Annotated in this window: 21 protein-coding genes; 9 read left to right on the top strand and 12 right to left on the bottom strand. The window is 72.1% G+C overall.

The annotated features are described in order from the left end of the window. Positions 1-37: 37 nt before the first annotated feature. The 3 genes from ACZ6X9_RS25210 to bldG form a co-directional block, all read right to left on the bottom strand. Positions 38-2,521: a sodium-translocating pyrophosphatase gene (locus ACZ6X9_RS25210; protein ID WP_469780265.1), complete on the bottom strand. Its 2,484-nt coding sequence runs from the start codon at positions 2,519-2,521 to the stop codon at positions 38-40. Positions 2,522-2,916: 395 nt separating this feature from the next. Continuing rightward, positions 2,917-3,363, bottom strand: coding sequence for an ATP-binding protein (locus ACZ6X9_RS25205; protein ID WP_469780264.1), 447 nt, complete (start codon positions 3,361-3,363; stop codon positions 2,917-2,919). 111 nt (positions 3,364-3,474) lie between these two features. Further along, entirely contained in the window at positions 3,475-3,816 is a 342-nt protein-coding gene (bldG, locus tag ACZ6X9_RS25200; protein WP_004939779.1) for an anti-sigma factor antagonist BldG, read from the bottom strand. Between the two features lie 54 nt (positions 3,817-3,870). Between bldG and ACZ6X9_RS25195 the strand changes: the two genes are divergently transcribed. After that, positions 3,871-6,633, top strand: a complete 2,763-nt coding sequence (locus ACZ6X9_RS25195) for a DEAD/DEAH box helicase (protein ID WP_469780263.1) — start codon at positions 3,871-3,873, stop codon at positions 6,631-6,633. Between the two features lie 335 nt (positions 6,634-6,968). Here ACZ6X9_RS25195 and ACZ6X9_RS25190 read toward each other — a convergent pair whose 3' ends face one another. From ACZ6X9_RS25190 to ssd, 7 genes are all read right to left on the bottom strand, one after another. Beyond that, positions 6,969-7,400, bottom strand: coding sequence for an Rv3654c family TadE-like protein (locus tag ACZ6X9_RS25190; RefSeq protein ID WP_469780262.1), 432 nt, complete (start codon positions 7,398-7,400; stop codon positions 6,969-6,971). Then, positions 7,378-7,722 (bottom strand): TadE family type IV pilus minor pilin, encoded by a 345-nt coding sequence (locus ACZ6X9_RS25185; protein WP_469780261.1) that lies wholly within the window; start codon positions 7,720-7,722, stop codon positions 7,378-7,380. Before ACZ6X9_RS25185 ends, ACZ6X9_RS25190 begins: the two co-directional genes overlap by 23 nt. Continuing rightward, positions 7,709-7,906, bottom strand: coding sequence for a DUF4244 domain-containing protein (locus ACZ6X9_RS25180; protein ID WP_469780260.1), 198 nt, complete (start codon positions 7,904-7,906; stop codon positions 7,709-7,711). The genes ACZ6X9_RS25185 and ACZ6X9_RS25180 overlap by 14 nt, the downstream gene beginning before the upstream one ends. A gap of 146 nt (positions 7,907-8,052) precedes the next feature. Next, positions 8,053-8,880, bottom strand: coding sequence for a type II secretion system F family protein (locus ACZ6X9_RS25175; protein ID WP_469780259.1), 828 nt, complete (start codon positions 8,878-8,880; stop codon positions 8,053-8,055). Continuing rightward, the gene (locus ACZ6X9_RS25170; RefSeq protein ID WP_469780258.1) at positions 8,877-9,773 is read right to left on the bottom strand and encodes a type II secretion system F family protein; all 897 of its coding nucleotides are present in this window, start codon (positions 9,771-9,773) and stop codon (positions 8,877-8,879) included. The genes ACZ6X9_RS25175 and ACZ6X9_RS25170 overlap by 4 nt, the downstream gene beginning before the upstream one ends. Continuing rightward, complete coding sequence (locus tag ACZ6X9_RS25165) at positions 9,770-10,969, bottom strand: TadA family conjugal transfer-associated ATPase (RefSeq protein WP_469780257.1); 1,200 nt, start codon at positions 10,967-10,969, stop codon at positions 9,770-9,772. The genes ACZ6X9_RS25170 and ACZ6X9_RS25165 overlap by 4 nt, the downstream gene beginning before the upstream one ends. Continuing rightward, entirely contained in the window at positions 10,966-12,099 is a 1,134-nt protein-coding gene (gene ssd, locus ACZ6X9_RS25160) for a septum site-determining protein Ssd (protein ID WP_469780256.1), read from the bottom strand. Before ssd ends, ACZ6X9_RS25165 begins: the two co-directional genes overlap by 4 nt. 433 nt (positions 12,100-12,532) lie before the next feature. Here ssd and ACZ6X9_RS25155 point away from each other — a divergent pair, with 433 nt between their 5' ends. Beyond that, positions 12,533-13,384 carry an HAD family hydrolase gene (locus ACZ6X9_RS25155; RefSeq protein WP_469780255.1) on the top strand — a complete coding sequence of 284 codons (852 nt, stop codon included), beginning with the start codon at positions 12,533-12,535 and terminating at the stop codon, positions 13,382-13,384. Positions 13,385-13,757: 373 nt separating this feature from the next. Here ACZ6X9_RS25155 and ACZ6X9_RS25150 read toward each other — a convergent pair whose 3' ends face one another. Next, complete coding sequence (locus tag ACZ6X9_RS25150; RefSeq protein ID WP_469780254.1) at positions 13,758-14,579, bottom strand: Fic family protein; 822 nt, start codon at positions 14,577-14,579, stop codon at positions 13,758-13,760. A 101-nt stretch (positions 14,580-14,680) separates the two neighbouring features. Here ACZ6X9_RS25150 and ACZ6X9_RS25145 point away from each other — a divergent pair, with 101 nt between their 5' ends. Next, the gene (locus tag ACZ6X9_RS25145) at positions 14,681-15,673 is read left to right on the top strand and encodes an ATP-binding protein (protein ID WP_469780253.1); all 993 of its coding nucleotides are present in this window, start codon (positions 14,681-14,683) and stop codon (positions 15,671-15,673) included. Here the strand turns inward: ACZ6X9_RS25145 and ACZ6X9_RS25140 are convergent. Beyond that, complete coding sequence (locus ACZ6X9_RS25140; RefSeq protein ID WP_469780252.1) at positions 15,654-17,033, bottom strand: polysaccharide deacetylase family protein; 1,380 nt, start codon at positions 17,031-17,033, stop codon at positions 15,654-15,656. The genes ACZ6X9_RS25145 and ACZ6X9_RS25140 overlap by 20 nt on opposite strands. A gap of 395 nt (positions 17,034-17,428) precedes the next feature. Here ACZ6X9_RS25140 and ACZ6X9_RS25135 point away from each other — a divergent pair, with 395 nt between their 5' ends. The 6 genes from ACZ6X9_RS25135 to ACZ6X9_RS25110 all read left to right on the top strand — a co-directional run bounded on the left by ACZ6X9_RS25135 (position 17,429) and on the right by ACZ6X9_RS25110 (position 25,342). Next, entirely contained in the window at positions 17,429-19,699 is a 2,271-nt protein-coding gene (locus tag ACZ6X9_RS25135; protein WP_469780251.1) for a SulP family inorganic anion transporter, read from the top strand. Between the two features lie 134 nt (positions 19,700-19,833). Then, on the top strand, positions 19,834-21,810 hold the full coding sequence (gene acs / locus ACZ6X9_RS25130; RefSeq protein ID WP_469780250.1) for an acetate--CoA ligase: 1,977 nt from the start codon (positions 19,834-19,836) through the stop codon (positions 21,808-21,810). 187 nt (positions 21,811-21,997) lie between these two features. Beyond that, complete coding sequence (nhaA, locus tag ACZ6X9_RS25125) at positions 21,998-23,395, top strand: Na+/H+ antiporter NhaA (RefSeq protein WP_469780249.1); 1,398 nt, start codon at positions 21,998-22,000, stop codon at positions 23,393-23,395. Between the two features lie 108 nt (positions 23,396-23,503). Continuing rightward, positions 23,504-23,962 carry a phage holin family protein gene (locus ACZ6X9_RS25120; RefSeq protein WP_469780248.1) on the top strand — a complete coding sequence of 153 codons (459 nt, stop codon included), beginning with the start codon at positions 23,504-23,506 and terminating at the stop codon, positions 23,960-23,962. Next, positions 23,959-24,957, top strand: a complete 999-nt coding sequence (locus ACZ6X9_RS25115) for an alpha/beta fold hydrolase (RefSeq protein WP_469780247.1) — start codon at positions 23,959-23,961, stop codon at positions 24,955-24,957. The genes ACZ6X9_RS25120 and ACZ6X9_RS25115 overlap by 4 nt, the downstream gene beginning before the upstream one ends. Before the next feature lie 163 nt (positions 24,958-25,120). Beyond that, positions 25,121-25,342 (top strand): hypothetical protein, encoded by a 222-nt coding sequence (locus tag ACZ6X9_RS25110; protein WP_469780246.1) that lies wholly within the window; start codon positions 25,121-25,123, stop codon positions 25,340-25,342. Positions 25,343-25,392 lie beyond the last annotated feature (50 nt).

Genomic DNA, 25,392 nt, shown 5'->3' with positions numbered 1-25,392 from the left:
GCACTCCGTCCCGCCCGCGCCGTTGCCGTACCCGCCGTCAGGACACCACCGCCGGGTCGGTCGACTGGGCCGACCGGTCGGTGCCCCCGTCGACGGTGACGCTCCGCCGTTTGGACACGTAGACGGCGACGACGATCACCAGCGTGGCCAGCACCGCCACACCGATGCGCAACGGCTTGCTGGCGTCGGCTCCGTACGAGAACTTCACCACCGCCGGCGCGATGAGCAACGCCACGAGGTTCATGACCTTGAGCAGCGGGTTGATGGCCGGCCCGGCGGTGTCCTTGAACGGGTCGCCGACCGTGTCCCCGATGACCGTGGCCGCGTGCGCCTCGCCGCCCTTGCCGCCGTGGTGGCCGTCCTCCACCAGTTTCTTGGCGTTGTCCCAGGCGCCACCGGAGTTGGCCAGGAAGACGGCCATCAGCGTGCCCGCGCCGATCGCGCCCGCCAGGTACGAGCCGAGCGCGCCGACGCCAAGGGCGAAGCCGACCGCGATGGGCGCCATGACGGCGAGGAGCCCCGGAGTGGCCAGTTCCCGCAGGGCGTCCTTGGTGCAGATGTCGACCACGCGGCCGTACTCCGGCTTCTCGGTGTAGTCCATGATCCCGGGGTGCTCACGGAACTGCCGCCGCACCTCGTACACCACCGAACCGGCCGAGCGCGACACGGCGTTGATGGCGAGACCGGAGAAGAGGAAGACGACGGCCGCTCCGAGGATCAGGCCCACCAGGTTGTTCGGCTGCGAGATGTCCAGGCTGAGGTTCATCTCGGTGCCCTTGGCCCCCACGTCCTGGACCGCCGTCCCGATCGCGTCCCGGTACGAGCCGAAGAGAGCCGACGCGGCGAGCACGGCCGTGGCGATGGCGATGCCCTTGGTGATCGCCTTGGTGGTGTTGCCCACCGCGTCGAGCTCGGTCAGCACCTGCGCCCCGGCGCCCTCGACGTCCCCGGACATCTCGGCGATGCCCTGCGCGTTGTCGGAGACCGGGCCGAAGGTGTCCATCGCGACGATGACACCCACCGTGGTCAGCAGGCCGGTGCCGGCGAGGGCGACGGCGAACAGCGCGAGCATGATCGACGTGCCGCCCAGCAGGAACGCCCCGTAGACACCGAGGGCGATGAGCACGGCGGAGTAGACGGCCGACTCCAGCCCCACCGAGATGCCCGCGAGGACGACGGTCGCGGGACCGGTGAGCGAGGTCTTGCCGATGTCCCGCACCGGCCGCCTGCCGGTCTCCGTGAAGTAGCCCGTGAGCTGCTGGATCAGGGCCGCCAGGACGATGCCGATGGCGACCGCGACCAGCGCCAGCACCCGCGGGTCGCCGTCGTGCCCGCTGATGGAGGGATCGCCGAGGCCGTCCAGGTCGGCGTAACCGGACGGCAGATAGGTGTAGACGGCCACCGCGACGAGCGCGAGGGAGATGACGGCCGAGAGGAAGAAGCCCCGGTTGATGGCCGTCATGCCGCTCCGGTCGGTACGGCGGGGTGCCACCGCGAAGATGCCGATCATGGCGGTGACCACGCCGATCGCGGGGACGAGAAGGGGGAACGCGAGCCCGGAGTCGCCGAAGGCCGCCTTGCCGAGGATCAGGGCGGCGACCAGGGTCACTGCGTACGACTCGAAGAGGTCGGCCGCCATGCCCGCGCAGTCGCCGACGTTGTCGCCCACGTTGTCCGCGATGGTGGCGGCGTTGCGCGGGTCGTCCTCCGGGATCCCCTGTTCGACCTTCCCCACCAGGTCGGCGCCCACGTCGGCGGCCTTGGTGAAGATGCCGCCGCCGACCCGCATGAACATGGCCAGCAGCGCCGCTCCGAAGCCGAAGCCCTCCAGCACCTTGGGGGCGTCGGCCGCGTAGACCAGCACCACGCAGGAGGCGCCCAGCAGGCCCAGGCCGACGGTGAACATGCCGACCACGCCGCCGGTACGGAACGCGATCTTCATGGCCCGGTGGGAGGCGGTCGTGGAATCCACGCCGGCGTTCGCCGGCCCGGGCTCTACGAGGGAACCGGGAGCAGCGGGCCCGGGAACAGTAAGACCGGGAGCAGGGGGCCTGATGGGATTGCCGGGATCGGTGAGGGCAGCCGGGGAAAGCGCCGCATCACGGGCCGCCGCGGCCACGCGCACATTACTGCGCACCGCGAGCCACATACCGATATAACCGGTGGCCGCGGAAAAGAGCGCGCCGACCAGAAAGAACGCCGAACGCCCCAGACGCTGCGACCAGTTGTCGGCCGGAAGGAGCATGAGGAGGAAGAACACGACCACGGCGAACGCACCGAGCGTCCGCAACTGCCGGGCCAGGTAGGCATTCGCGCCTTCCTGTACAGCCGCGGCGATTCTTTTCATGTTCTCGGTGCCTTCTCCGGCCGCCAGCACCTGCCGCACCAACACCACGGCCACCACCAGGGCCGCGAGTGCCACGGCCGCGATGACGAACACGAGGACGCGGTTGCCGCCGGTGAGCTCGACCGCGAGATTCTGAGTGAAGACCACCTGTTCAGGGGTGAAGGGCCCCGCCATTCGTCCTCCTTGACGTTTGGCACATGGGCGCGCGACCGGACCGTTCACACGGGCCGGCCACCACGCTCAGGCGTCCTGAGCTCAAGATGGACGGATTGTAGGGAGCATGACGAGATCAAAACAGAGCGCCACAAACGGAACGAGACTTTTCCGGTGGAGAATCCGTGGACGATCCGTACACTCGACGGGTCACACGGTGAAGATCGGAAGAAGATCCGGAAATGCCTTCCGGCCGTTTCCGGCCCGGCGGCCCTTGATGACCGGCCCGACGGAACCGTGCCCCCGTGGCCGGGAGAACACGACAGAAAAACGCGGGTAGACAAGCGAATTCCGCCATCGCCCACGGCTACGGCGGATCCGGCAGAGCACCACTAGGCCGAACGACGGACGCGCGGCTACGGAAGAACGGCCGCCGGGGTCGTCGGCCAGCTCATGCGGATGACGCCGCCGCTCTCGTCGGCGGACACCTCGACGTCGTCCACCAGGCCGCTGATGACGGCGAGGCCCATGTCGTCCTCGCCCTCCGCGTCGTCGTGCTCGGCGGTCGTCGTCACCGTGGTGCCGCCCACCACGACCTCGGTGACGACGGGATGCGGCGCGTCGTCGCCCACCTCGATGGAGAACTTCTTCTCGTCCTCGGTGAGCCGGACACGGACCGGGGAGGTGATGCCGCCGCTCCTGTGCAGCCCGACGGCGCGCGAGCACGCCTCACCCACGGCGAGCCGCACCTCGTCCAGCACTGCCTCGTCGACGCCCGCCCGACGCGCCACCGCCGCCGCCACCAGCCGTGCGGTGCGGACGTGCTCGGGAAGGGCGCTGAAGAGCAGTTCGACGGTGGCCATCCCATCCCCCTCAGTCGTACGTGCCCTCCCCCTCGCCTCCGGGGCAGGGCGACATCACGGAGGAACCGAGCGGCCCGCCCGGCGCCCCCGCGTACCAGCCTCCGACGACCGTCAGTCGGTCGCCTGCACCGCGTCGTCGACCGAGGTGTGGATCGGGAACACCTTGGTCAGACCGGTGATACGGAAAATCTTGAGAATGCGCTCCTGGTTGCAGACCAGGCGCAGCGAGCCCTCGTGCGCCCGCACCCTCTTCAGGCCACCGACCAGCACGCCGAGACCGGTCGAGTCGAGGAAGTCGACCCGCTCCATGTCCACGACGAGGTGGTAGCTGCCGTCGTTGACAAGCTCGACCAACTGCTCACGCAGCTTGGGCGCGGTGTACACATCAATCTCGCCACCCACCTCGACAACCGTACGGTCGCCAACGGTCCGGGTCGACAGGGACAGGTCCACGGATCCTCCAGCACCTTGCATCGAGCGGTCGCCCCCCATGGATCGGCAGCCGCGATGGCATTCAATCACTTACCGGCAGGCGCGCACGACGCCTTGACTCCATTGTCCGTCACGCCAGTGACACACTCGATGTCGATGGCCCACGATCAACTCCCGCCGGAGGCGGGCGTACATCCCGCTCCCCGGGCGGTCCTCGACCGACTCGCCGCCGGGGCAGGCCGGGCTGCACGCATCACTCATACGGAGCACTTGCCCCCTCGTCCCGGACGTCATGCCCCCTGGCCCGAGAAGATCCGGCCGGAAGTGACCGACGCCATCCGGGCCGCCGGCATCGCACGGCCGTGGGCCCACCAGGCGCTCATGGCCGAGCACGCGCTGCGCGGCGAATCGGTCGTGGTGGCCACCGGCACCGCCTCCGGCAAGTCCCTCGCCTACCTCGCGCCCGTACTGAGCACCCTGCTGGACGGCTCGGAGGCCCCCAACGGCCGCGGCACCACCGCGCTGTACCTGGCCCCCACCAAGGCGCTCGCCGCCGACCAGCGACGGGCCGTGCAGGAGCTCGCCGCCCCTCTCGGCAAGGCCATCCGGCCCGCCGTCTTCGACGGGGACACGCCGTTCGAGGAACGCGAGTGGGTACGTCAGTACGCCAACTACGCGCTCACCAATCCCGACATGCTGCACCGCTCGATCCTGCCCTCACACCCGCGATGGGCCTCCTTCCTGCGCGCCCTGCGCTATGTCGTGATCGACGAGTGCCACACCTACCGCGGCGTCTTCGGCTCCCACGTCGCCCAGGTGCTGCGCCGGCTGCGCCGGCTCTGCGCCCGTTACGGCTCCGACCCCGTCTTCCTGCTCGCCTCCGCCACCGCCTCGGAACCGGCCGCCGCGGCGACCCGCCTCACGGGAGTGCCGGTGACGGAGATCACCGACGACGCCTCCCCGCGCGGCGAACTGGTCTTCGCCCTGTGGGAACCGCCCCTCACCGAACTCCATGGCGAACGAGGCGCGCCCGTACGCCGCACCGCCACCGCCGAGACCGCCGACCTGCTCACCGACCTCGCCGTGCAGGGCGTCCGCACCGTCGCCTTCGTCCGCTCCCGGCGCGGCGCCGAACTGATCGCCCTCATCGCCCAGGAACGCCTGGCGGCCGTGGACCGCTCCCTCCCTTCCCGCGTCGCCGCCTACCGCGGCGGCTACCTCCCCGAGGAACGCCGCGCCATCGAGCACGCCCTCCACAGCGGCGAACTGCTCGGCCTGTCCGCCACCACCGCCCTGGAACTCGGCGTGGACGTGGCCGGGCTCGACGCCGTCGTGCTCTCCGGCTACCCCGGCACCCGCGCCTCGCTGTGGCAGCAGGCCGGCCGCGCCGGCCGCCGGGGCCAGGGCGCCCTCGCCGTGCTCGTCGCCCGTGACGACCCGCTGGACACCTACCTGGTGCACCACCCGGACGCCCTGTTCCGGCAGCCCGTCGAAGCGACCGTCCTCGACCCGGACAACCCCTACGTCCTGACGCCGCATCTGTGCGCGGCGGCCGAGGAACTGCCGCTCACCGAGGCCGACCTGTCACTCTTCGGCCCGGAGACGCGGAGCCTGCTCACCCGGCTGGAGCTCCGCAAGCTGCTGCGCCGCCGCGGCTCCGCCTGGCACTGGACCCGCCGCGAACGCGCCGCCGACCTCACCGGCATCCGCGGCGAGGACGGACGCCCCGTCCAGATCGTCGAGGAGGGCACCGGACGGCTGCTGGGCACCGTGGACGCCTCCGCCGCGCACACCACCGTGCACGAGGGCGCGGTCCATCTCCACCAGGGCCGCAGCTACCTCGTCCGGCACCTCGACCTCGACGACTCCGTCGCCCTGGTCGAAGAGGCCGACACGCCCTACTCCACGACCGCTCGCGACACCACCACCATCTCCATCCTGGAAACCGCCAGGGAGATCCCCTGGGGGGACGCACGGCTCTGCTTCGGCTCCGTCGAAGTCACCAACCAGGTCGTCTCCTTCCTCCGGCGCCGGCTCATCACCGGCGAGATCCTCGGCGAGTCCAAACTGGACCTGCCACCGCGCACCCTGCGCACCCGGGCCGTGTGGTGGACGGTCACCGAGGACCAGCTCGACGCCGCCCGCATCCCTCAGGAGGCCCTGGGCGGGGCCCTGCACGCCGCGGAGCACGCGTCCATCGGCATGCTGCCGCTCTTCGCCACCTGCGACCGCTGGGACATCGGGGGCGTCTCCGTCCCCCTCCACCCCGACACGCTCCTGCCCACCGTCTTCGTCTACGACGGCCACCCGGGAGGCGCCGGCTTCGCCGAGCGCGCCTTCCACACGGCCGCCCGCTGGCTCACCGCCACCCGTGAGGCCATCGCCTCGTGCGAGTGCGACACCGGCTGTCCCTCCTGCATCCAGTCCCCCAAGTGCGGCAACGGCAACGACCCCCTCGACAAACGAGCCGCCATCCGCCTCCTCACCCGCCTCCTGGCCGCCGCCCCAAAGCCGACGGACGCCCCGGCGGCGGCCGATCCTGCGTCCGTCGCCTCCGCGGCGGTCGATTCCGGGTCCGTCGACACGGCGTCCGCCGACCCGGTGGTGGAACCTTCCGTGGCGGGAAGTCCGACGCCGGAAAGCCCCACTTCCGAAAGCCCCCCTTCGGAAAGCCCCCCTTCGGAAAGCTCCATGCGGGACAGCCCTGCGCCGGAAAGCCGGGCGACGAACGGTTCAGCGGCGGACCGCTCGGCGACGGACCGCTCAGCGACAGACCCTTCCACGGCAGCCGATGCCCCCAAGGCCGACGCCCCGCCCGGGACGGACGGCGAGCCGTAGCCATCCCGGCCGGCGTCCACTCGCCGGACGGCCTTTCGGTCGCCCCGGAAGACGTGACCCGGGCCTAGTGGGGGCGGCACGGCCGGGCACTCGCGAGCCCGCCCTTCGCAGGTGGCCCGGCAGGCCGCTTGCAGCCACCGTGCGGCCGGCCCGGAGCCATCGAGCCCGGAGACGGCCCTGGCCCTGCCGACTGCCGACCCCCTATGCGCACCCGGCCCCGGCCACCGTCCCGCCGCCACCGAGGCAGGACCCGCCGGATGCGGTTCCGCCGCCCCGATGCGGCGGGCGGGAGGCCGCCACCCGAGCTCCCCCCTCACAGCCTTCTCGCCGCTTCTTTACGACCCCCTCTCCGCCATGCCTCCGTGCGCCCCCGTGCCCGCTTGGGCGCCCGCCGCCGAGGCGGGACCCGCGCGGGAGCGGACCCTGACGGTGTACGGGCCCACCCCCGCCTCGGCCGCCACCTCGGCTGTCTCGCCGGTGACGACGCACTCGACCACGGCCGCCCGCTGCGCGTCGGCGACCCGGCGGGCGAACCCGCAGGCCGTCTCCTGGCCCTGGAGGGCGTGGTCGGCGGCGGCCAAGGCCGCCAGGTCCGCCGCGCCGCCGGCGCGGTGCCGTGCCAGTACCGCCTGGCTCATGGCGAACATGGCCAGGAACACCGCGCAGAGCGCCGCGACGGCGACCGCCGTCCAGACCGTGGCGGAGCCCCGATCCCGGCCGGCTGCCCGACCGACCCACCGCTGGTCAGCCCACCGTCTCCTCCGCAAGGGCCACCGCCTCTCCGCCGAGCCGGACGGCGAGCGGTCCCGGCCCGGCCGCCCGGGCCTCCACCCGCACCCTCACCAGGTCGCCTTCCCTGCTCAGCACGATCCGGGCGCCGGTGGGCGCCGCCGACCTCGCGGCGGCGACCACCGCCGGGCCGGGATCGGCACGGGCCGCCGCCCGTGCCCCGGCCCGTGCCGCGTCCACGCACTGGAGCTGCGCCGCCGCGGCCGTCAGCCCCCAGATGAGGGCCGTGCCGACCAGGACCAGCGCCGGCAGCACCATCGCGGCCTCCGCGGTGACCTGACCGTCGTCAGAACGCCGCATGGAGCCCCTTTTCGATCAGGGCCTGCAACGCCGCGCTCACCGCGCCGCTGGTGACCACCTTGTAGAGGACCGCCGCCAGCGCACAGGCCGCGAGCGTGCCCACCGCGTACTCGGCCGTCGTCATCCCGGCCTCCCCCGCCATGCTCGCCCGACGCCGGATCCGCGCCCACCACCGCATGTCCATGTCCACTCCTTCGTTCGCCGTTTCCCTCTCCGGGCCCTTCGCCCGGACGTCTTCGCGTTCCACCGCTTCGCCACCCCGTTCGGCCGTCCGTCGGCGTTCCGGGGCGTCCCGGCGGAGCTCGCTCATCCGCTCACCGCACGGTGCGTTCACCGGCCGGTCAGCAAGCCGCTCGCCAGGCCGATCACCATCGGGACGACCCCGACCGCCAGGAAGGCCGGGAGGAAGCACAGCCCCAGGGGAGCCGTGGCCAGTACCCCCGCCCGTCGCGCCCTGGCCGCCGCCGTACGGCCCTGAGCGGCCCGCAGCCGGCCGGCGAGCCGCGCCATCGGGTCCACCGCGGGCACACCTGTCGCCTGCGCCCTCTCCAAGCAGCGGGCCAGCGCCCGGGCGCCCGGCAACTCGCCGAGCCGCCCCCACGCGACCGCCGGATCCCCGCCGAGGCGGACTTCGGCGGCCGAGCGGGCCAACCGGTCACCGACGGGGTTGCGGAGAGAGCCGCCGACCGCTTCGGCCGCTTCTCCGGGGCCGGCTCCGGCGGCCAGGCACGCCGCCAGCAGGTCGGCCGCGAGCGGCAGTTGTCGCAGTACGTCGTCCGCCGGGAGAACCGTGCGCGCCGCGGCGGCCCGCACCGCTTTCCCCCGCCACCACCACATACCGCCGGCGGCCGCCGGGCCGAGGGCCCACCCTCCCGCGCCGTCGACCAGTGCGAATGCCAAGAGCCCGGCCGCGATCGTCGGCAGCGCCCGACCGGTGACCACCGGATCGCGCAACCACAGTCGGACACAGTCGACTTCCGGCGGACGCCGGTCCTCGCCGACCGCTCCCAGGATTCGCGCCGGGCGCCGTCCGGCGGAACTCCACCGATGGGTCCTCCGCAGCGCCGCCACCGCGCCGGCCGCGACGATCACCAGGGCGACGGCCAGCGCCATCGCCGGACCGAGTGACCGGATCCCGCTCCCGACTGCCGTGGTCATGCGCCCTCCCCTCCTCCGGCCGCCGCCCGCACGATGCGTCGCGTCCAGGCCAGGCCCGCGACTTCGAGGAGGCCGCCCAGGACGAGACAACCGAGGCCGGCCGGCGTGTGCAGCAGGACCCGCAGGGGATCGGCGCCGAGGGCGGCTCCCATGGCCAGAGCGACGACCGGCAGCAGGGCGAGCATCACCGAGGTGGACCGGGTGCCCGCCAACTGTGCGACGAGCTCCTCGCGTTGGTCACGCTCGACGGAGAGGGCATGCCCGACCCGCTCGAGACCGGCCGCGAGCCCCGCACCGCCGTCGACCGCGACCTGCCAGCAAGCGGCCACCCCCGCCAGTCCTTCCGCGCCTTCCTGCCGGCCCGCCTCGCGCAGCGCGGCGGGGACGTCTCCGCCGAAGCGGGCGGCCGCCGTCACCGCCGCCCAAGCCGGCCCCAGGGCCTCGCCACCAAAGGCCCGCACGGCTTCACCGGGGTGACGCCCGGCCCTCAGCTCACCCGCGACGGCCCCGCACAGCTCGATCACGGCCTCGGACCGCCGCTCGCGGGCACGCCGGCAAGACCGGGCTCGCAGCCGGCGTCTCACCAAGGGCACCGCCGCCACCGCTGCGATTGGTGGGAGAAGGGAGTCACCCCACAGGCCGATCAGGCACCCCACGGGAAGGCACAGCAACTCCCTGCGCTGTCCCGTGACTTCCACCAGTCGGTCGGCCACCGCACGGATCCGCGCCGGCAGGCCGGGAATCCGGGTACCGGATGGGACGGTCCCCGCGAGGACGACCCTCGCGCGCCGGAGCTCCTGACCGCGCCGCGCCAGAGCTCGCACCATCAGGGCGGCGCCGAGGAGCAGTGTGGCGACCACCGCCGGCTGTGTCACCGCACTCGGCGCCGTCATGACAGGGCTCCAGCCGCTCCGGGCCGGCCACCGGGGTACCCGGGGAGGTGCCCGCCGCGCCCGCACAGCGTCATCAACCGGTCCCACCCCGGACCGCGTTCGAAACCGCCGGTTCCCCATAAAGCGGCCGGTACAGTGGTCACGAAACCGGCCGCGTCCCGGTCCAGGACGTGTACCTCGGCGACCCTGCGGCGGCCGTCACGGCCGCGTACCAGGTGAATGACCACGGACAGCGCCGCCGCCAACTGGCTGTGCAGGGCCACCCGGTCGAGCCCGGCCGTGGACCCGAGGGCCTCCAAGCGGGCGGGAACGTCCGCGGCGGCGTTGGCGTGCAAAGTCCCGCACCCGCCTTCGTGACCCGTGTTGAGCGCCGCCAGCAGATCGGTGACTTCCGGGCCCCGCACCTCACCGACCACGAGGCGGTCCGGGCGCATGCGCAGCGCCTGCCGGACCAGGTCCCGCAAGGTCACCCGGCCGGTTCCCTCCTGGTTGGCGGGGCGGCTCTCCAGACGCACCACGTGCGGATGGTCCGGTCGCAGTTCGGCGGAGTCCTCGGCGAGGACGATCCGTTCGTCCGGGGCGACCAGGCCCAGCAAGCTGGACAGCAGGGTCGTCTTCCCCGACCCGGTGCCACCACTGATCACGAAGGAGAGGCGGGCGTCCAGCACGGCTCGGAGGAGCCACTGCCCGCTGGGCGGCAGGGTGCCGGCCGCGGCCAGCTCGTCCAGCGTGAAGGCCCTGGGGCGGACGACGCGCAGGGAGAGGCAGGTCGATCCGACCGCCACCGGGGGGAGGACGGCGTGCAGCCGGGTGCCGTCGGGCAACCGCGCGTCCACCCAGGGGCGGGCGTCGTCCAGCCGTCGGCCTGCGACTGCGGCGAGACGCTGTGCGAGGCGTCGGACGGCCGCGGCGTCGGGGAAGGAGACGTCGGTCAGGCGCAGCCCGGCGCCGCGGTCCACCCAGACACGGTCGGGGGCGGTGACGAGGACGTCGGTGACGTCCGGTTCGGCGAGGAGCGGTTCCAGTGGGCCGGTGCCGACGAGTTCGGAGCGCAGCCGGGAGACGATGCCCAGCACTTCCGTGTCGCCGAGGAGCCGGCCTTCCTCGCGCAGGGCTTCGGCGACCCGCGCGGGCGTGGGCTCGGCCCCCGTGCCGGCCAGTCGCAGCCGTACGGCGTCCAGCAGCGCGGTGTTCACGCCGGCACCTCCGGCCCCTCGGGCAGGGCGCGGGCCCAGAACTCGGCGCAGAACGCGGCCAGCGGCCCTTGTTCGGCTCCGCCCGGCGGGCGGCCGGCGATCAGCGCCTGGGCGAGGCCGGGTTCCTCCGGGACTTCGCCCGCGAGAGGGAGGCCCAGCAGTTGCGCGATCTCCTCACCGTCGAGTCCGGGCCCGCACGGGCCCCGGACGACCAGCCGGAGGTCGCCCATCATCAGGTGGATCGCGGACGCGACGCGGTGGGCGGCGGCGACGGCCCGCAGTTCGGACGGGACCAGCAGCAGGCCCATGTCCAGTTGTCGGAGGATCTCCACGGCGCTGCCGTCGGTCCCGCGCGGGAGATCCACGACCACGACACCGCCCCGTCTGCGGGCGGCCGCCAGGACGGCGCGCACGGCCTCGGGCGGCACCTCGGAGTCGCCACGGTCCCAGCTCAGCAGGCGCAGACCATGTGGTTCGGGGAGAACCTCCTCCAAGGCCCGGCCCGCCATCCGGCCCCGGGACCCCGCGAAGGCGGGCCACCTCAGCCCGTCGACGCGCTCGGCCCCCAGCAGCACGTCGAGGCCGCCGCCGAGCGGATCGGCGTCGACCAGCATCGTCCGCCGGCCGGTCCGGGCGGCTCCGATGGCGAGGGCACACGCGAGCGTGCTCGCTCCGGCGCCGCCCCTGCCGCCGATCACGCCGACGGTGAGGGCCGGCCGCTCCACGCCCTCCACCGAGTCGGCGATGCGGTCGACGAGCCAGCCCTCCTCGTCGGGCAGCAGCGCGACGTTCCGGGCACCGACGAGGACGGCCCGCCGCCAGAGGTCCGGATCTGCCGGTTCCCGGCCGACGAGCACTACGTTCTCCCGGTGCGGGAGGCCGGACAGCCGGTCGGCGCAGTCGCCGCCGACCAGGACCAGGGACGCCTTGTCCCAGGTGCCGCGGCGGGCGGGCGCCCCGTGGCACACCTCCGGCAGCGCCCCCGCGGCCGCGCACAAACGCAGCAGATCGTCGAGCAGGTCCTCGTCCTGGGTGGCAATCAAAGGCCCGCTCGGTGCGGCGGCGGTCCGCCGCCAATCGGATGTCTTGGGTCCGGTCACGGTCCCTCCCCCTTCTCCAGCGCGTCCCATGGCGCGCTCTCGCATCCGCGGTCATCGCGGAACTCGTGGGGAATCACCGTGCGGTGGCGCGGGAAATCGTGTGGATCTTGGTGAAAAACTGTGGACAACTCACCGGTTGTGGATATCCCGCTCACCTATACCGGTGACTTCCCCAGCGCAGCGCGGCGATTACGCACAGTCACGTGTATGAAGGGGGGAGGACGGGCGCCGAGCGGGGCCCGCGGAGGGCGGAGGAGGCCCGGGATGACTCGCGAAACGCGTCCGGACATGCGACGACCCCCGCCGGGGGGGAGAGCGGGGGTCGTCCCCACGGCCGACTCGGGGGGGGAGGAGTCGGGCCGGGTTAGACACGGTCGCGAACGATCCGTGACTTCCATGGTGTACCCGAGAGGCTTCTCAGGCAAACCCACACGCCTCAGCTTACGCCGAATGGAGGGCCCCTATGCTCGGCGACGTGGAAAACCACTCCTCTCGCCGAACGGCCGCCTTCTTTGATCTGGACAAGACGGTCATTGCCAAGTCGAGCACGCTCACCTTCGGCAAGTCCTTCTACCAAGGCGGTTTGATCAACCGACGCGCCGCACTGCGCACGGCGTACATCCAGTTCGTCTTCCTCCTGGGCGGCGCCGACCACGAGCAGATGGAACGGATGAGGAAGTACCTGTCCGAGCTCTGCCGGGGCTGGAATGTCCACCAGGTCCGCGAGATCGTCGCGGAGACCCTCCACCGACTCATCGACCCGATCATTTACGACGAGGCCGCCTCACTCATCGAGGAACACCATGCCGCCGGCCGGGACGTGGTGATCGTGAGCACCTCGGGAGCCGAGGTCGTCGAGCCCATCGGCCGGCTGCTCGGCGCGGACCGTGTCGTCGCCACCCGGATGGTCGTCGAGGACGACGTCTTCACCGGCGAAGTGGAGTACTACGCGTACGGCCCGACGAAAGCCGAAGCCGTCCGAGAGCTCGCCGCTTCGGAGGGATACGACCTCGCCGGCTGCTACGCGTACAGCGACTCGGCGACCGACCTGCCCATGCTCGAAGCCGTCGGCCACCCGCACGCCGTCAATCCGGACCGGGCCCTGCGGCGTGAGGCGGTGGCACGGGAATGGCCGGTGCTCACCTTCGACCGTCCGGTCCGGCTCAAGCAGCGGGTCGCCGCCCTGCGCATGCCGTCCCGTCCGGCTCTGCTGGCGGCGGCCGCGGTCGGTGCCGCCCTGACGACCGCCGGCCTGTGCTGGCTGGCAAGCCGCCGCCGCGCACCTGCGGCAGATACCCGTAATGCCCGTCTTTGAAGGTAAAAGTAAAGAAGTGCGTCTCCGCCTTCCGCTTGAGCGACGGGCGGAGTAAAAAGGAGTCAACGGCCCGCGAGACCAGGGACATCCGGGAGGATGCCCATCACGCAACACGGCCCACGGACCGACGCATGAAAGCCGGGCACCCACGCGACGCCGACCCGTCGATTACGGGCCTGTCGCACCAGGCGGAGCAAAGTACCCCCGCCTGATGGACGCATATCGTGCACGCACTGGTAACCGGGCGGACATGCCAGCGGCGGTACCAAGGCAAGACCGGTACCGCCGCATTTTTCCGACCACGATCGGCCCGCCGCGCGATCGGCCGACTGATGAGCGGGCTCATCCCGTCCGGCAGCAGCGTGTCAGCGGCTCAGGCGGCGCCGCGCTGCAAGGCCTCGCACACCGCCGTCGTCTCCCGCACCCCCAGCTCGGCCGCCCGCCCGCAGTGGGCGATCCAGGCCGCCAGCCCGTCGGGCGTCCCGGAGACATAGCCCGCCAGAGCGGTCGTGTAGGCCTCCCGCCCCAGCTCCGCGTGGCCGGCCTCCGCCGGGCAGATCGACTTGGGGTCGAGCCCGCTGCCGACCAGCACGACGCGTTCCGCCGCCCGCGCCACCAGGCCGTTGCACGAGCCGAACGGACGCAGCGCCAACAGCTCTCCGTGCACCACGGCCGCCGTCACCAGGGCGGGCGCCTCGGTCCCGGCGATCAGCAGGCCGGCCAGTCCCTCCAGGCGGCCCGACATCTCGTCCGCGTCGGGCAGCGGCAGGTCGAGAAAAGGTTCGTCGACGGGCTCTCCCGGCAGCCGCGGCCGGCCCACCGCGTCGTCGGGCTGCGCACCGCCCGCGGCCACCAGGTGCAGCCGGGCCAGGACGCGCAGCGGAGACTGCCGCCACACGCTCAGCAGTTGCCCGGCCTCGGCGGTCAGGCGCAGGGCCGCCCCGACCGTACGGGGCTCCCCCTCGCCGCCGAAGTCGGTGCGGCGACGCACCTCTTCCAGCGCCCAGTCGGCGCCGGCGAGCGCGGCCGACCCGCGAGCACCCCGGAGAGCGGCCTCGGAGGTCACCTCGTTGCTGCGCCGGCGCATCACCCGGTGCCCGTACGCACGGTCCACCGCCTTGCGCACGGACTCCACGGATTCGGCGACGCCCGGCAGGGAGCCCAGAGCGGCCAGGGGATCGGCAGTCGTACTCATGGGTCCGACACTACGCACTTCCGCCTTACACCCCCCGAAGGAGTGGTCTTCTTCACTCACCGCTCTCACTCTACGCACCCCCGCACCTACCCTTGGTGAACATGAAGATCGCTTTCGTAGGCAAGGGCGGCAGCGGCAAGACCACGCTGTCCTCGTTGTTCATCCGCCGGCTCGCCGCCCGCCGGGTCCCGGTCATGGCCGTGGACGCCGACATCAACCAGCACTTGGGGGCGGCGCTGGGGCTGGACGAGCCGGAGGCCGCCGCCCTGCCCGCGATGGGCGCGCACCTGCCGTTGATCAAGGACTATCTGCGGGGCACCAACCCGCGGATCACCTCCGCCGACACGATGATCAAGACCACACCGCCCGGCGAGGGCTCCCGGCTGCTCCGCGTCGACGAGGACAACCCGGTCTACGCGGCCTGCGCGCGGACGGTCGCCCTTGACGACGGGGCGTCCGTACGACTGATGGCCACCGGCCCGTTCACCGAGTCGGACCTGGGCGTCGCCTGCTACCACTCCAAGGTGGGGGCCGTGGAGCTCTGCCTCAACCATCTGGTCGACGGGCCGGGCGAGTACGTCGTGGTGGACATGACGGCGGGCAGCGACTCGTTCGCCTCGGGGATGTTCACCCGCTTCGACATGACGTTCCTGGTGGCGGAGCCCACCCGCAAGGGGGTGTCGGTCTACCGCCAGTACAAGGAGTACGCCCGGGACTTCGGGGTCTGCCTGAAGGTGGTGGGGAACAAGGTGCAGGGCCAGGACGACCTGGACTTCCTTCGGGAGGAGGTCGGGGACGACCTGCTGACCACCTTCGGCCACTCCGACTGGGTGCGGGCCATGGAGAAGGGCCGACCGCCCCTCTTCGAGCTGCTCGAAGGGGCCAACCACCAGGCGTTGGGCGCTCTGCACGAGGCTGCGGACGCGGCGTACGAACGGCGGGACTGGCACCGATACACCCGTCAGATGGTGCACTTCCACCTCAGGAACGCCGAGAGCTGGGGCAACGCGAAGACGGGTGCCGACCTGGCGGCCCAGGTCGACCCCGCCTTCGTCCTCGGGGAGCGGATGACGGCTACTCCCCAGTTGGCCTGACCAGAATCGGCCGGATCCGCTGCGGCTTGTCGTCCTCTTCGTCGTCATCTCCCTGGGAACTCTCGTACGGCTCGTGCGTCGAGGGCTCCTGGGAGGACGGCGCGTGCCACGAGGGCAGGTGCGGGGTGGGTTGACGCGGCGTGGTCGACCGCGCGTCGCCGAGGTGGGACCAACCGCCCCTCGGCGCCTCACCCACCTCCAACCTGCGGAGTTTGGCCAGCACTTCGGGGTCTTGCGCGTCCAGCCAGTCGGCCAACTGCTTGAAGGAGACGCAGCGCACGCCCTCCTTGGTGCAGATCCGGGCGATGACGCTTTCGACGGCCTTCATATAGATGCCGCCGTTCCAGGACTCGAAGTGATCTCCGATGAACAGAGGGGCCCGGTTGCCGTGGTACGCCCGCTCGAAGCCGGCCAGCAGTCCGTCGCGCATCTGGCGCCCCCAGGCCTCGCGGCGTGAGGGGTCTCCCTTCGTAGTCCCCGACTGGTTGGCCAGGAAGTTGTAATCCATCGACAGGGTTTCGAAGCCCCGGCCGGGAACGGGAACGTCCTGGAGGGGGAAGTCCCACAGACCGCCGATCTTCGACGGCCAGACCTGCCGGCCACCGGCCGAGCTGGCGTCGTAGCGGAATCCCAGCGACCGGGCCGCGGTGATGAGATTGCGCTGCCCCTCCAGGCAGGGCGCACGTCCGCCGACCAGTTCCTTGCCGTAGTCGAAGGGCAGCGGAGGCTCGTCCTTCAGGCCGGTGTTGGTCTTCCAGTTGCGGACGAACGACAGGGCCTGCCGGATCTCGCTCCTCCACTCCGCCGGTGACCAGGTGCCCACTCCCCGGTCCCGGCCGCAGAAGTGGCCGTTGAAGTGGGTGCCGATCTCGCTGCCGTCCAGCCAGGCCCCTCGGAGCTGCTCCACGGTGTCGCGCACGCCCCGCACGTCGTTGAAGCCGATGTCCGAGGCTCCTGGGGCGTGTTGGGGTGGCTCGTAGAGGGTGCGTTTGCTCTCGGGGAGCATGTAGACGCCACTGAGGAAGTACGTCATCGTCGCGTTGTACTTCCTGCCGACCTTGCGGAAGTGCGAGAACAGCCGCTGGCTGTCCTCGCCCGCGCCGTCCCAGGAGAAGACGACGAACTGCGGCGGCTTCTCGCCGTGTGTCATCCGCCGGGGTTTCGGCTGCCGGGGCTGGGCCCCGGTGTCGGCGGTGGAACCGTCGCCGAGGAGACGGACCGGCCGTTCGACCGTGTTGGGACCGGGGGCCGCCTGGGGGCCGGTCGCCTCCGGCGGGCCGGTGCCCGAGCAGGCCGCGGTACCGGTCGCCAGCGCCAGCGCGGCCAGCGCGCCCAGTGTGTATCTCCATGCAGCCGCCATCAGGCACCTCACCTTTCGACCCGCTCGGCCGGTCCCTCGTGGGCATTCGAACGCCCTGAGCCGCCGTCAACCTCGCACGCGCGAAGGGAATTAAAAAGTATGACAAGCAAATAAAAGTGCATATTCACCTGATAGGAGGAAGCTCCTACTTGACTCCTGTCTGCCCCTTCCCTAGGCCTTTACTCAGCATTACGATTCATTTACCGAGAGTTGCCATTGCGCTGCTGTCGGCTCCCTCACGGCCGTCCAGGCGCTCCGGCACCTGCCGTGCCATCCGCCCACCCGCGCCTCGCGGCGCTCCCTCCCCGCCCGTGCGGCCTCCGCCCCTCCGCCGCCGCCCGCCGCGCCCTCGGCCGAGCACTCCCGCCGGCCGCCGACGACAAGACGGGACCGACATGCACGTTCAGCCGAGCCATCCACCCCGAGCCGACCGGCGGACCGCCGATGACGCCCCGAGCCGTCCGCGCCGCGCCGCGTGGCAGCGGGATCTGGTGCGTTCCCTGGCCATGGCCCTGGCCGCCGCCCCGCTCTGCCTCGGGCTCGCCCTGGCCGCGGGCGCGCCGCCACGGGCGGGGCTGGTCGCGGCGGCAGTCGCCGGCCTGGTGGTGGGCGGCCTGGGGCGGGCACCCTTCCGGGCCGGCGGCCCGGCCGTGGCGCTGGTGGCGCTCACGGCGGAGCTGATCCAGCGCTACGGCTGGCGGGCGGCCTGCGCGATCACCGTGCTGGCCGGGCTGGTCCAGATCGCCCTGGGCGCCGCGCGGGCGGTCCGGACGGCGTCGGTGACCCGGACGGGAATCCCGCACGGTGCGCTGGCCGGGCTGGGTCTGGTGGTGGCGGTGGGCCAGTTGCGACGTGTCCTGGGGGCGGAGGAGTCGGAACCGGACATCCTGCGGAACCTGGCGGCGCTGCCCTCGGTGTTGACACACCCGGAGTTCACGGGGGCTCTGATCGCCGCCCTCACCCTCGGCGTCCTGCTCGTCTGGCGGAGGCTGCCGGGACGGGCCGGCCGCTGGGCGAGAGCCGTTCCGGCGCCGCTCGCGGCAGTGGCCGTGGTCACCGCCGCGAGCACGACGCTGCACCTGCCCAGGCTCGAGCTGACCGGGTGGCAGACGCACGCCTTGCCCGCCCTGCCGTCCGGATCCGTCCTCGCGGTGGCCTCGGCCGTGCTCGCCGTGGCACTCGTGGCCGGCATGGAGACGCTGGCGCCGGCGGCCGACGGCCGGTCGCCGGAGCGTCCGGACCGGGAGCTGGTCTGCCATGGAGCGGCCACCGCGGTCTCCGGCCTGCTGGGAGGGCTGCCGGTGGCAGGCGGCACGCTCCGGGCCGACGGGCCCGCGGGTGCGGGCCGTCCGGCCGAGGCCCGGACGCCGCTGGTGCTCTACGGGCTCTGGGTGCCGCTCGGGGCGGTGCTTTGTGCGACCGTCCTGGAGCGGATCCCGTCGGCCGCGCTCTCGGCGCTGGTCATGGCGGCCGGCGTACGGCTGGTGCGCCACGCTCATGTCCACCGGCCCGGCGGGCGTGCGGCCCGGCTCGCCTACCTGGTCACGCTCGTGGCCGTCGCGCTGTTCGGTGTGGTGCCCGGGCTGGCGGCCGGGGCCGTGGTGCCGGGCTTCCTGGCGGTGCGGCGGTCGATCCGGGCAGGTGGAAGGCCGGAAGAACGCCTCCCCGCCGGAGGGTCGGAGAGCGCGGGGCAGCCGGGGGCGCGGGACGGGATCGAACGGCCGGACCTGGCGGAACGACCGGAAGCGCAAGACCTGCACCAACGGCCGGAGCATTCGGGACAGCAGGAAGGGCGAGACCGGCGCGAACGGCCGGGGCGTCCCGAGCGGGCGGGACGGCGGCCCGCACCCGAGCCCGGTGTCGCGTCCACCGTCGGCCGGCCGTGGACGTCCTGGCGCCACCATCACTTCACGCGGCAGGCGTCCGTTCCTGTCGGCGGTCCCGGCGGGCGGCAGTTGATCGGCGGGGTCAGCGCGTTCCAGCGGGATACCGCGCCGCTGGTCCGCGACGAGCTGGCACGGCTGGCCCGGGAGGGGCAGAGCCCCAGTCAGCTCTTCCTGACCTGCGCCGACTCGCGTCTGGTGACCAGCATGATCACGTCAAGCGGGCCCGGGGACCTGTTCACCGTGCGGAATGTGGGCAACCTCATGCCTCCGCCGGGCGACGACGCGTCATGTGATTCGGTGGCCGCCGCGGTGGAGTACGCCGTCGAGGTGCTGAAGGTCGGGAGCATCACCGTCTGCGGCCACTCCGGGTGCGGGGCGATGCAGGCGCTCCTGGAGACCGTGCCGCGCACTCCGTCGGCGCGTCCGGAGCCGTTGAGCGGTCCAGGGGCGCCCGCGGGTCCGGAGACCCCGCTCTCCCGCTGGCTGCGACATGGCCGGCCGAGTCTGGCCCGGCTGCAGCGGATCGGGCGGCTCGGGCGCGGTGAGGTGGCGCTGGCCGACCGGCCGGTGGCGGACGACGTCGAGCGGCTCGCCCTCGTCAACGTCATGCAGCAGCTCGACCACCTGCGGGCGCATGCCTGTGTCGCCCGGCGGGAGGCGGAGGGCACGCTGCACCTCCAGGGCATGTACTTCCACGTGGGCGAGGCGCAGGCGTACCTTCTTGACCAGCGGTCCCGTACCTTCGCCGCGGTCCGGCCGGAGGTGCTTGATGCCGTCTGACCTCGAGCGGTCTCCGGCCGCCCGACCCGGTACAGGTCTAAACCAATCAATCGCCAACACCCCTTGTCAGGGTGTGCCCCGGACTGGTGAGCTATGCCCGGGACGCAACGAGCCCCCTGGGAAAGGGAGATGTCGTGAGCAACGAGAGCCTGGCCAACCTTCTGAAGGAGGAGCGCCGCTTCGCACCGCCTGCCGGCCTGGCCGCACAGGCCAATGTCACCGCCGAGGCCTACGAGCGGGCGCGGGCCGACCGGCTGGGCTTCTGGGCCGCGCAGGCACGCCGCCTGACCTGGCACACCGAGCCGACCGAGACCCTGGACTGGTCGAACCCGCCGTTCGCCAAGTGGTTCGCCGACGGCAAGCTCAACGTGGCGTACAACTGCGTGGACCGCCACGTCGAGAACGGTCTCGGCGACCGGGTGGCCCTGCACTTCGAGGGCGAGCCGGGCGACACCCGCTCGATCACCTACGCCGAGCTCCAGCGTGAGGTCTCGAAGGCCGCCAACGCCCTGACGGAGCTTGGCGTCCAGGCCAGCGACCGGGTGGCCATCTACCTGCCGATGATCCCCGAAGCGGTCGTCTCGATGCTCGCCTGCGCCCGTATCGGCGCCCCGCACTCGCTGGTCTTCGGCGGTTTCTCCGCCGATGCCCTGGCCACCCGGATCGAGGACGCCGACGCCCGCGTCGTCATCACCGCCGACGGCGGCTACCGCCGCGGCAAGCCGTCCCCGCTCAAGCCCGCCGTCGACGAGGCCCTGACCCGCCCGGGCACGGAGAACGTCCGCAGCGTGCTCGTCGTCCGCCGCACCGGCCAGGAGGACGTCGCCTGGACCGAGGGCCGTGACGTGTGGTGGCACGACCTGGTCGAGCGGCAGTCCGACCGGCACACGCCCGAGGCGTTCGACGCGGAGCACCCGCTGTTCATCCTCTACACCTCCGGCACCACCGGTAAGCCGAAGGGCATCCTGCACACCACCGGTGGCTACCTCACCCAGGTCTCGTACACCCACCACGCGGTCTTCGACCTCAAGCCCGAGTCGGACGTCTTCTGGTGCACCGCGGACGTCGGCTGGGTGACCGGCCACTCGTACATCGTCTACGGCCCGCTCAGCAACGGCGCCACGGAGGTGCTGTACGAGGGCACGCCCGACACCCCGCACCGGGGCCGCTGGTGGGAGATCGTCCAGAAGTACGGCGTCACCATCCTCTACACCGCGCCGACCGCGATCCGCGCCGCCATGAAGTGGGGCGACGACATCCCGGCCAAGTTCGACCTCAGCAGCCTGCGCGTCCTCGGCTCGGTGGGTGAGCCCATCAACCCCGAGGCGTGGATGTGGTACCGCGAGCACATCGGCGCCGGCACCACGCCCGTCGTCGACACCTGGTGGCAGACCGAGACCGGCGGCATCATGATCAGCCCGCTGCCCGGCGTCACCGCGACCAAGCCCGGCTCGGCCCAGGTGCCCCTGCCCGGTATCGCCGCCACCGTGGTGGACGACGACGCGAACGAGGTGCCGGACGGCGCCGGCGGCTACCTCGTGCTCACCGAGCCGTGGCCCGCGATGCTCCGCACGATCTGGGGTGACGACCAGCGCTTCCTCGACACCTACTGGTCCCGCTTCGAGGGCCGCTACTTCGCCGGCGACGGCGCCAAGAAGGACGAGGACGGCGACATCTGGCTGCTCGGCCGGGTGGACGACGTGATGCTGGTGTCCGGGCACAACATCTCCACCACCGAGGTGGAGTCGGCGCTCGTCTCGCACCCCAGGGTCGCCGAGGCCGCCGTCGTCGGGGCTACCGACCCGCAGACCACCCAGGCGATCTGCGCCTTCGTCATCCTGCGCGGCGAGGCCGAGCTCGGCGAGGAGGAGAGCGCCGCGCTGGTCGAGGAGCTGCGGGCGCACGTGGGCAGGCAACTGGGCCCGATCGCCAAGCCCAAGCGTGTCCTGCCGGTGGCCGAGCTGCCCAAGACCCGCTCCGGGAAGATCATGCGCCGCCTGCTCCGCGACGTCGCGGAGAACCGGACCCTCGGTGACGTGACGACGCTGACCGATTCCTCGGTTATGGAGCTCATCCAGGCCAAGCTCCCGGCGGCGCCCAGCGAGGACTGACCCGGCCGGGGATCCGCAGTGGAAGGGCGTTCGGTGCATACCGGGCGCCCTTCACCTGTTCGGGCTAAAGTAAAGACGCATCGCGTAGAAATCTCGACAAGAATCACAGGCGCGCCGGGAAGTCTGGTCGGCACCGGCACACGTGGCCCCACGTGTGTCCGTCGATCGACCCCAGGAGGTCTCCACCGTGGCCGCGCCCAAGAAGAACCGCTCCGTCCTCCTCGGCCGGCTGCCGCTGCCCGAGCGGAACCACCTCGCGAACGCGCTGCGCGCCGAGACCGTCGGCGGCGTCCTGCTGCTCGCCGCCGCCGTCGCAGCCCTGATCTGGGCGAACACCCCGCTCAAGGACAGTTACGAGTCCATAAGCGCCTTCCACCTGGGACCCGGCGCCCTGGGGCTGAACCTCTCCGTCCAGCACTGGGCCGCGGACGGACTGCTGGCCGTGTTCTTCTTCGTGGCCGGCATCGAGCTCAAGCGCGAGCTGGTCGCCGGGGAACTCCGTGACCCCAAGGCGGCCATCCTCCCGGTGGTCGCCGCCCTCTGCGGCATGGCCGTCCCGGCCGTCGTCTACACCACGGTCGCGAGCAGCGGCGGCGGCTCCCTCCAGGGCTGGGCCGTCCCGACCGCCACGGACATCGCCTTCGCCCTCGCCGTCCTCGCCGTCATCGGTACGTCCCTGCCGTCAGCGCTGCGCGCCTTCCTGCTCACCCTCGCGGTCGTCGACGACCTGTTCGCGATCCTGATCATCGCCGTCTTCTTCACCTCGCAGTTGAACTTCGTCGCCCTCGGCTTCGCCGTGCTCGGCCTCGCGCTCTTCCGGCTTTTGCTGTGGAAGGGCGTGCGCGGCTGGTACGTCTACGTCCCGCTGGCCGTCGTCAACTGGGCGCTGATGTACAACAGCGGGGTCCACGCGACGATCGCCGGTGTGGCCATGGGGCTGATGCTCCGCTGTCACCGGCACGACGACGAGCGGGTCTCCCCGGGGGAGCACATCGAGCACCTCGTACGCCCGTTGTCGGCCGGACTCGCCGTACCCCTCTTCGCCCTCTTCTCCGCGGGCGTCTCCCTGTCCGGCGGTGCGCTCTCCGACATCTTCCGCAGGCCCGAGACGCTGGGTGTCGTACTCGGTCTCGTGCTCGGCAAGGCGGTCGGGGTCTTCGGCGGTACCTGGCTGGCGGCCCGGTTCACCCGGGCCGAGCTCAATCCGGACCTGAAGTGGCCGGACGTCCTGGCGGTCGCCTCGCTCGCCGGTATCGGCTTCACCGTCTCCTTGCTCATCGGTGAGCTGGCCTTCGGCGACGATCCGGTGCTCGGCGGCGAGATCAAGGCGGCGGTCCTGGTGGGCTCGCTGATCGCCGCGGTCCTCGCGAGCGTTCTGCTGAAGCTGCGCGACAACAAGTACAGGAAACTCTGCGCCGAGGAGGACCGGGACGAGGACCAGGACGGCATCCCGGACATCTACGAACAGGACGACCCGGCGTACCACCTGCGCATGGCGGCGATCCTCGAAGCGAAGGCCGCGGAACACCGTCGCCTGGCGGAAGTCGCCTCCGGGCGCACCACCGGCGACGATGGTCCGGCATGATCTGAGTGTCCTCACAACCGCCGAAGACGGGCGGAACACCCATGGCGGACCCGTTCGGGGCCGCCGAGGACGCGCAGACGAGGGAGCGACGACGATGAGGGAGCAGCGATGAGCGCAGCCGACGACGGTGCCGACCGCAGCCTCGGCCAGTTGGTGGCGACGGCCACCGCGGAGCTGTCCGCGCTGATGCACGACGAGATCGCGCTGGCCAAGGCCGAACTGCGGGAGGACGCCAAGCGGGTCGGTGTGGGCGGTGGCGCGATCGCCGCGGCGGGGACCCTGGCGCTCTTCTCGCTGCCGGTGCTGAGCTTCGCGGCGGCGTACGGCATCCACAACCTGGGGCTCGGCCTCGCCTGGTCGTTTCTGATCACAGGTGGCGCCTTCCTGGTGCTGGCGGGTCTGCTGGGGCTGCTGGCGGTCACCAAGCTGAAGAAGATCAGCAAGCCGGAGCGGACCATGGCGTCGGCCAAGCAGACGGCGGCCGTCCTGAGCACGGTCAAGCCGCACCCCCGTCCTGTGACGGACACGCGCTCCGCGGACGCATCTGTGACACGCTCGTCCGTATGACGGTGCCCGATACCTCCGCAGCGCCCGCGTCTCCCGAACCGGCCAAGGCCCCGGCCCCGGCCGCGCCGGTGGTCTCCGCCGTGTCGCCCACCGCGGTGGTGCGTCCGGACGGCCCCTGGACGCACCGGGACGTCGCGGCGAACGGGGCGCGGTTCCACATCGCCGAGATGGGCGAGGGACCGCTGGTACTGCTGTTGCACGGTTTCCCGCAGTTCTGGTGGACGTGGCGGGACCAGATGTCCGCGCTGGCGGAGGCCGGGTTCCGGGCGGTCGCGATGGACCTGCGCGGAGTGGGCGGCAGCGACCGGACGCCCCGGGGCTACGATCCGGCCAACCTCGCCCTGGACATCACCGGGGTGGTCCGCTCGCTCGGCGAGCCGGACGCCGCCCTGGTCGGCCACGACCTCGGGGGCTACCTGGCGTGGACGGCGGCCGTGATGCGGCCGAAGCTGGTGCGCCGGCTGGTGGTGTCGTCGATGCCGCACCCCAGGCGGTGGCGCTCGGCGATGCTCACCGACCCGCAGCAGACCGCCGCCGGGTCGTACGTCTGGGGATTCCAGCGGCCGTGGATCCCGGAGCGCAGGCTGGTCGCGGACGACGCCACGCTGGTCGGGCGGCTGATCCGGGACTGGTCCGGGCCGCGGCAGCCGGACGACGAGACGGTCGACGTGTACCGGCGCGCGATGACGATCCCGTCGACGGCGCACTGTTCCGTCGAGCCGTACCGGTGGATGGTCCGGTCGATGGCGCGGCCGGACGGCATCCAGTTCAACCGGCGGATGAAGCGGCCGGTGCGCGTCCCGACGCTGCACGTCCACGGGTCGCTCGATCCGGTGATGCGGACCCGCAGCGCCGCGGGTTCGGGCGAATACGTGGAGGCCCCGTACCGCTGGCGCCTCTTCGACGGCCTGGGGCACTTCCCGCACGAGGAGGACCCGGCGGCCTTCTCGGCCGAACTGATCGGCTGGCTGAAGGACCCCGAGCCCGACCGGTAGGGGGCGGACGCGGGACGACAGCGGGAGGGGGCCGGGGGACGGACGGGGCCCTCGGAGTGACAAGGTCGAATGGTTGGCCGACGAACGGTCATGCCCCGTGCATAGGCCAATTGCCCGCCGCATCGGCGATTACCGACCTTCGACCCAGGGCACAAGGCCCGGTATGGGCTGGACGCACGACCATCGCGACCTGACTCAGCAGCGCGGCGCCGATGACGACGCCGCGGTGACTGTGGTGACCGAAGTATCCGAGAGGGCGGAGGGGGCGCACGACGGCTTCCTCAGGCCGGGGGACGGTACGGACCCCCAGCTCGGCATTCCGCGCATCATCCGGCGCCGCGCCCGGTGGGTGTCGGCGCGGCTGCGCCATCCTCGCGGGCGCTGACCACCGGGCTGTGGCCCGGTTCGCTCGGCAGTCCGCCGCTTTTCACCACG

The sequence above is a fragment of the Streptomyces sp. NPDC052910 genome, from assembly GCF_055585605.1.
This window is presented reverse-complemented; position numbering and strand designations above follow the sequence as displayed.

Excerpts from the sequence above, each read along its gene's own strand:
- ACZ6X9_RS25210 (WP_469780265.1), bottom strand. The coding sequence starts at position 2,521 with ATGGCGGGGCCCTTCACCCCTGAACAGGTGGTCTTCACTCAGAATCTC.
- ACZ6X9_RS25205 (WP_469780264.1), bottom strand. The coding sequence starts at position 3,363 with ATGGCCACCGTCGAACTGCTCTTCAGCGCCCTTCCCGAGCACGTCCGC.
- ACZ6X9_RS25195 (WP_469780263.1), top strand. The coding sequence starts at position 3,871 with ATGGCATTCAATCACTTACCGGCAGGCGCGCACGACGCCTTGACTCCA.
- ACZ6X9_RS25185 (WP_469780261.1), bottom strand. The coding sequence starts at position 7,722 with ATGCGGCGTTCTGACGACGGTCAGGTCACCGCGGAGGCCGCGATGGTG.
- ACZ6X9_RS25180 (WP_469780260.1), bottom strand. The coding sequence starts at position 7,906 with ATGGACATGCGGTGGTGGGCGCGGATCCGGCGTCGGGCGAGCATGGCG.
- ACZ6X9_RS25175 (WP_469780259.1), bottom strand. The coding sequence starts at position 8,880 with ATGACCACGGCAGTCGGGAGCGGGATCCGGTCACTCGGTCCGGCGATG.
- ACZ6X9_RS25170 (WP_469780258.1), bottom strand. The coding sequence starts at position 9,773 with ATGACGGCGCCGAGTGCGGTGACACAGCCGGCGGTGGTCGCCACACTG.
- ssd (WP_469780256.1), bottom strand. The coding sequence starts at position 12,099 with ATGGGACGCGCTGGAGAAGGGGGAGGGACCGTGACCGGACCCAAGACA.
- ACZ6X9_RS25155 (WP_469780255.1), top strand. The coding sequence starts at position 12,533 with ATGCTCGGCGACGTGGAAAACCACTCCTCTCGCCGAACGGCCGCCTTC.
- ACZ6X9_RS25150 (WP_469780254.1), bottom strand. The coding sequence starts at position 14,579 with ATGAGTACGACTGCCGATCCCCTGGCCGCTCTGGGCTCCCTGCCGGGC.
- ACZ6X9_RS25145 (WP_469780253.1), top strand. The coding sequence starts at position 14,681 with ATGAAGATCGCTTTCGTAGGCAAGGGCGGCAGCGGCAAGACCACGCTG.
- ACZ6X9_RS25140 (WP_469780252.1), bottom strand. The coding sequence starts at position 17,033 with ATGGCGGCTGCATGGAGATACACACTGGGCGCGCTGGCCGCGCTGGCG.
- ACZ6X9_RS25135 (WP_469780251.1), top strand. The coding sequence starts at position 17,429 with ATGCACGTTCAGCCGAGCCATCCACCCCGAGCCGACCGGCGGACCGCC.
- ACZ6X9_RS25120 (WP_469780248.1), top strand. The coding sequence starts at position 23,504 with ATGAGCGCAGCCGACGACGGTGCCGACCGCAGCCTCGGCCAGTTGGTG.
- ACZ6X9_RS25115 (WP_469780247.1), top strand. The coding sequence starts at position 23,959 with ATGACGGTGCCCGATACCTCCGCAGCGCCCGCGTCTCCCGAACCGGCC.
- ACZ6X9_RS25110 (WP_469780246.1), top strand. The coding sequence starts at position 25,121 with ATGGGCTGGACGCACGACCATCGCGACCTGACTCAGCAGCGCGGCGCC.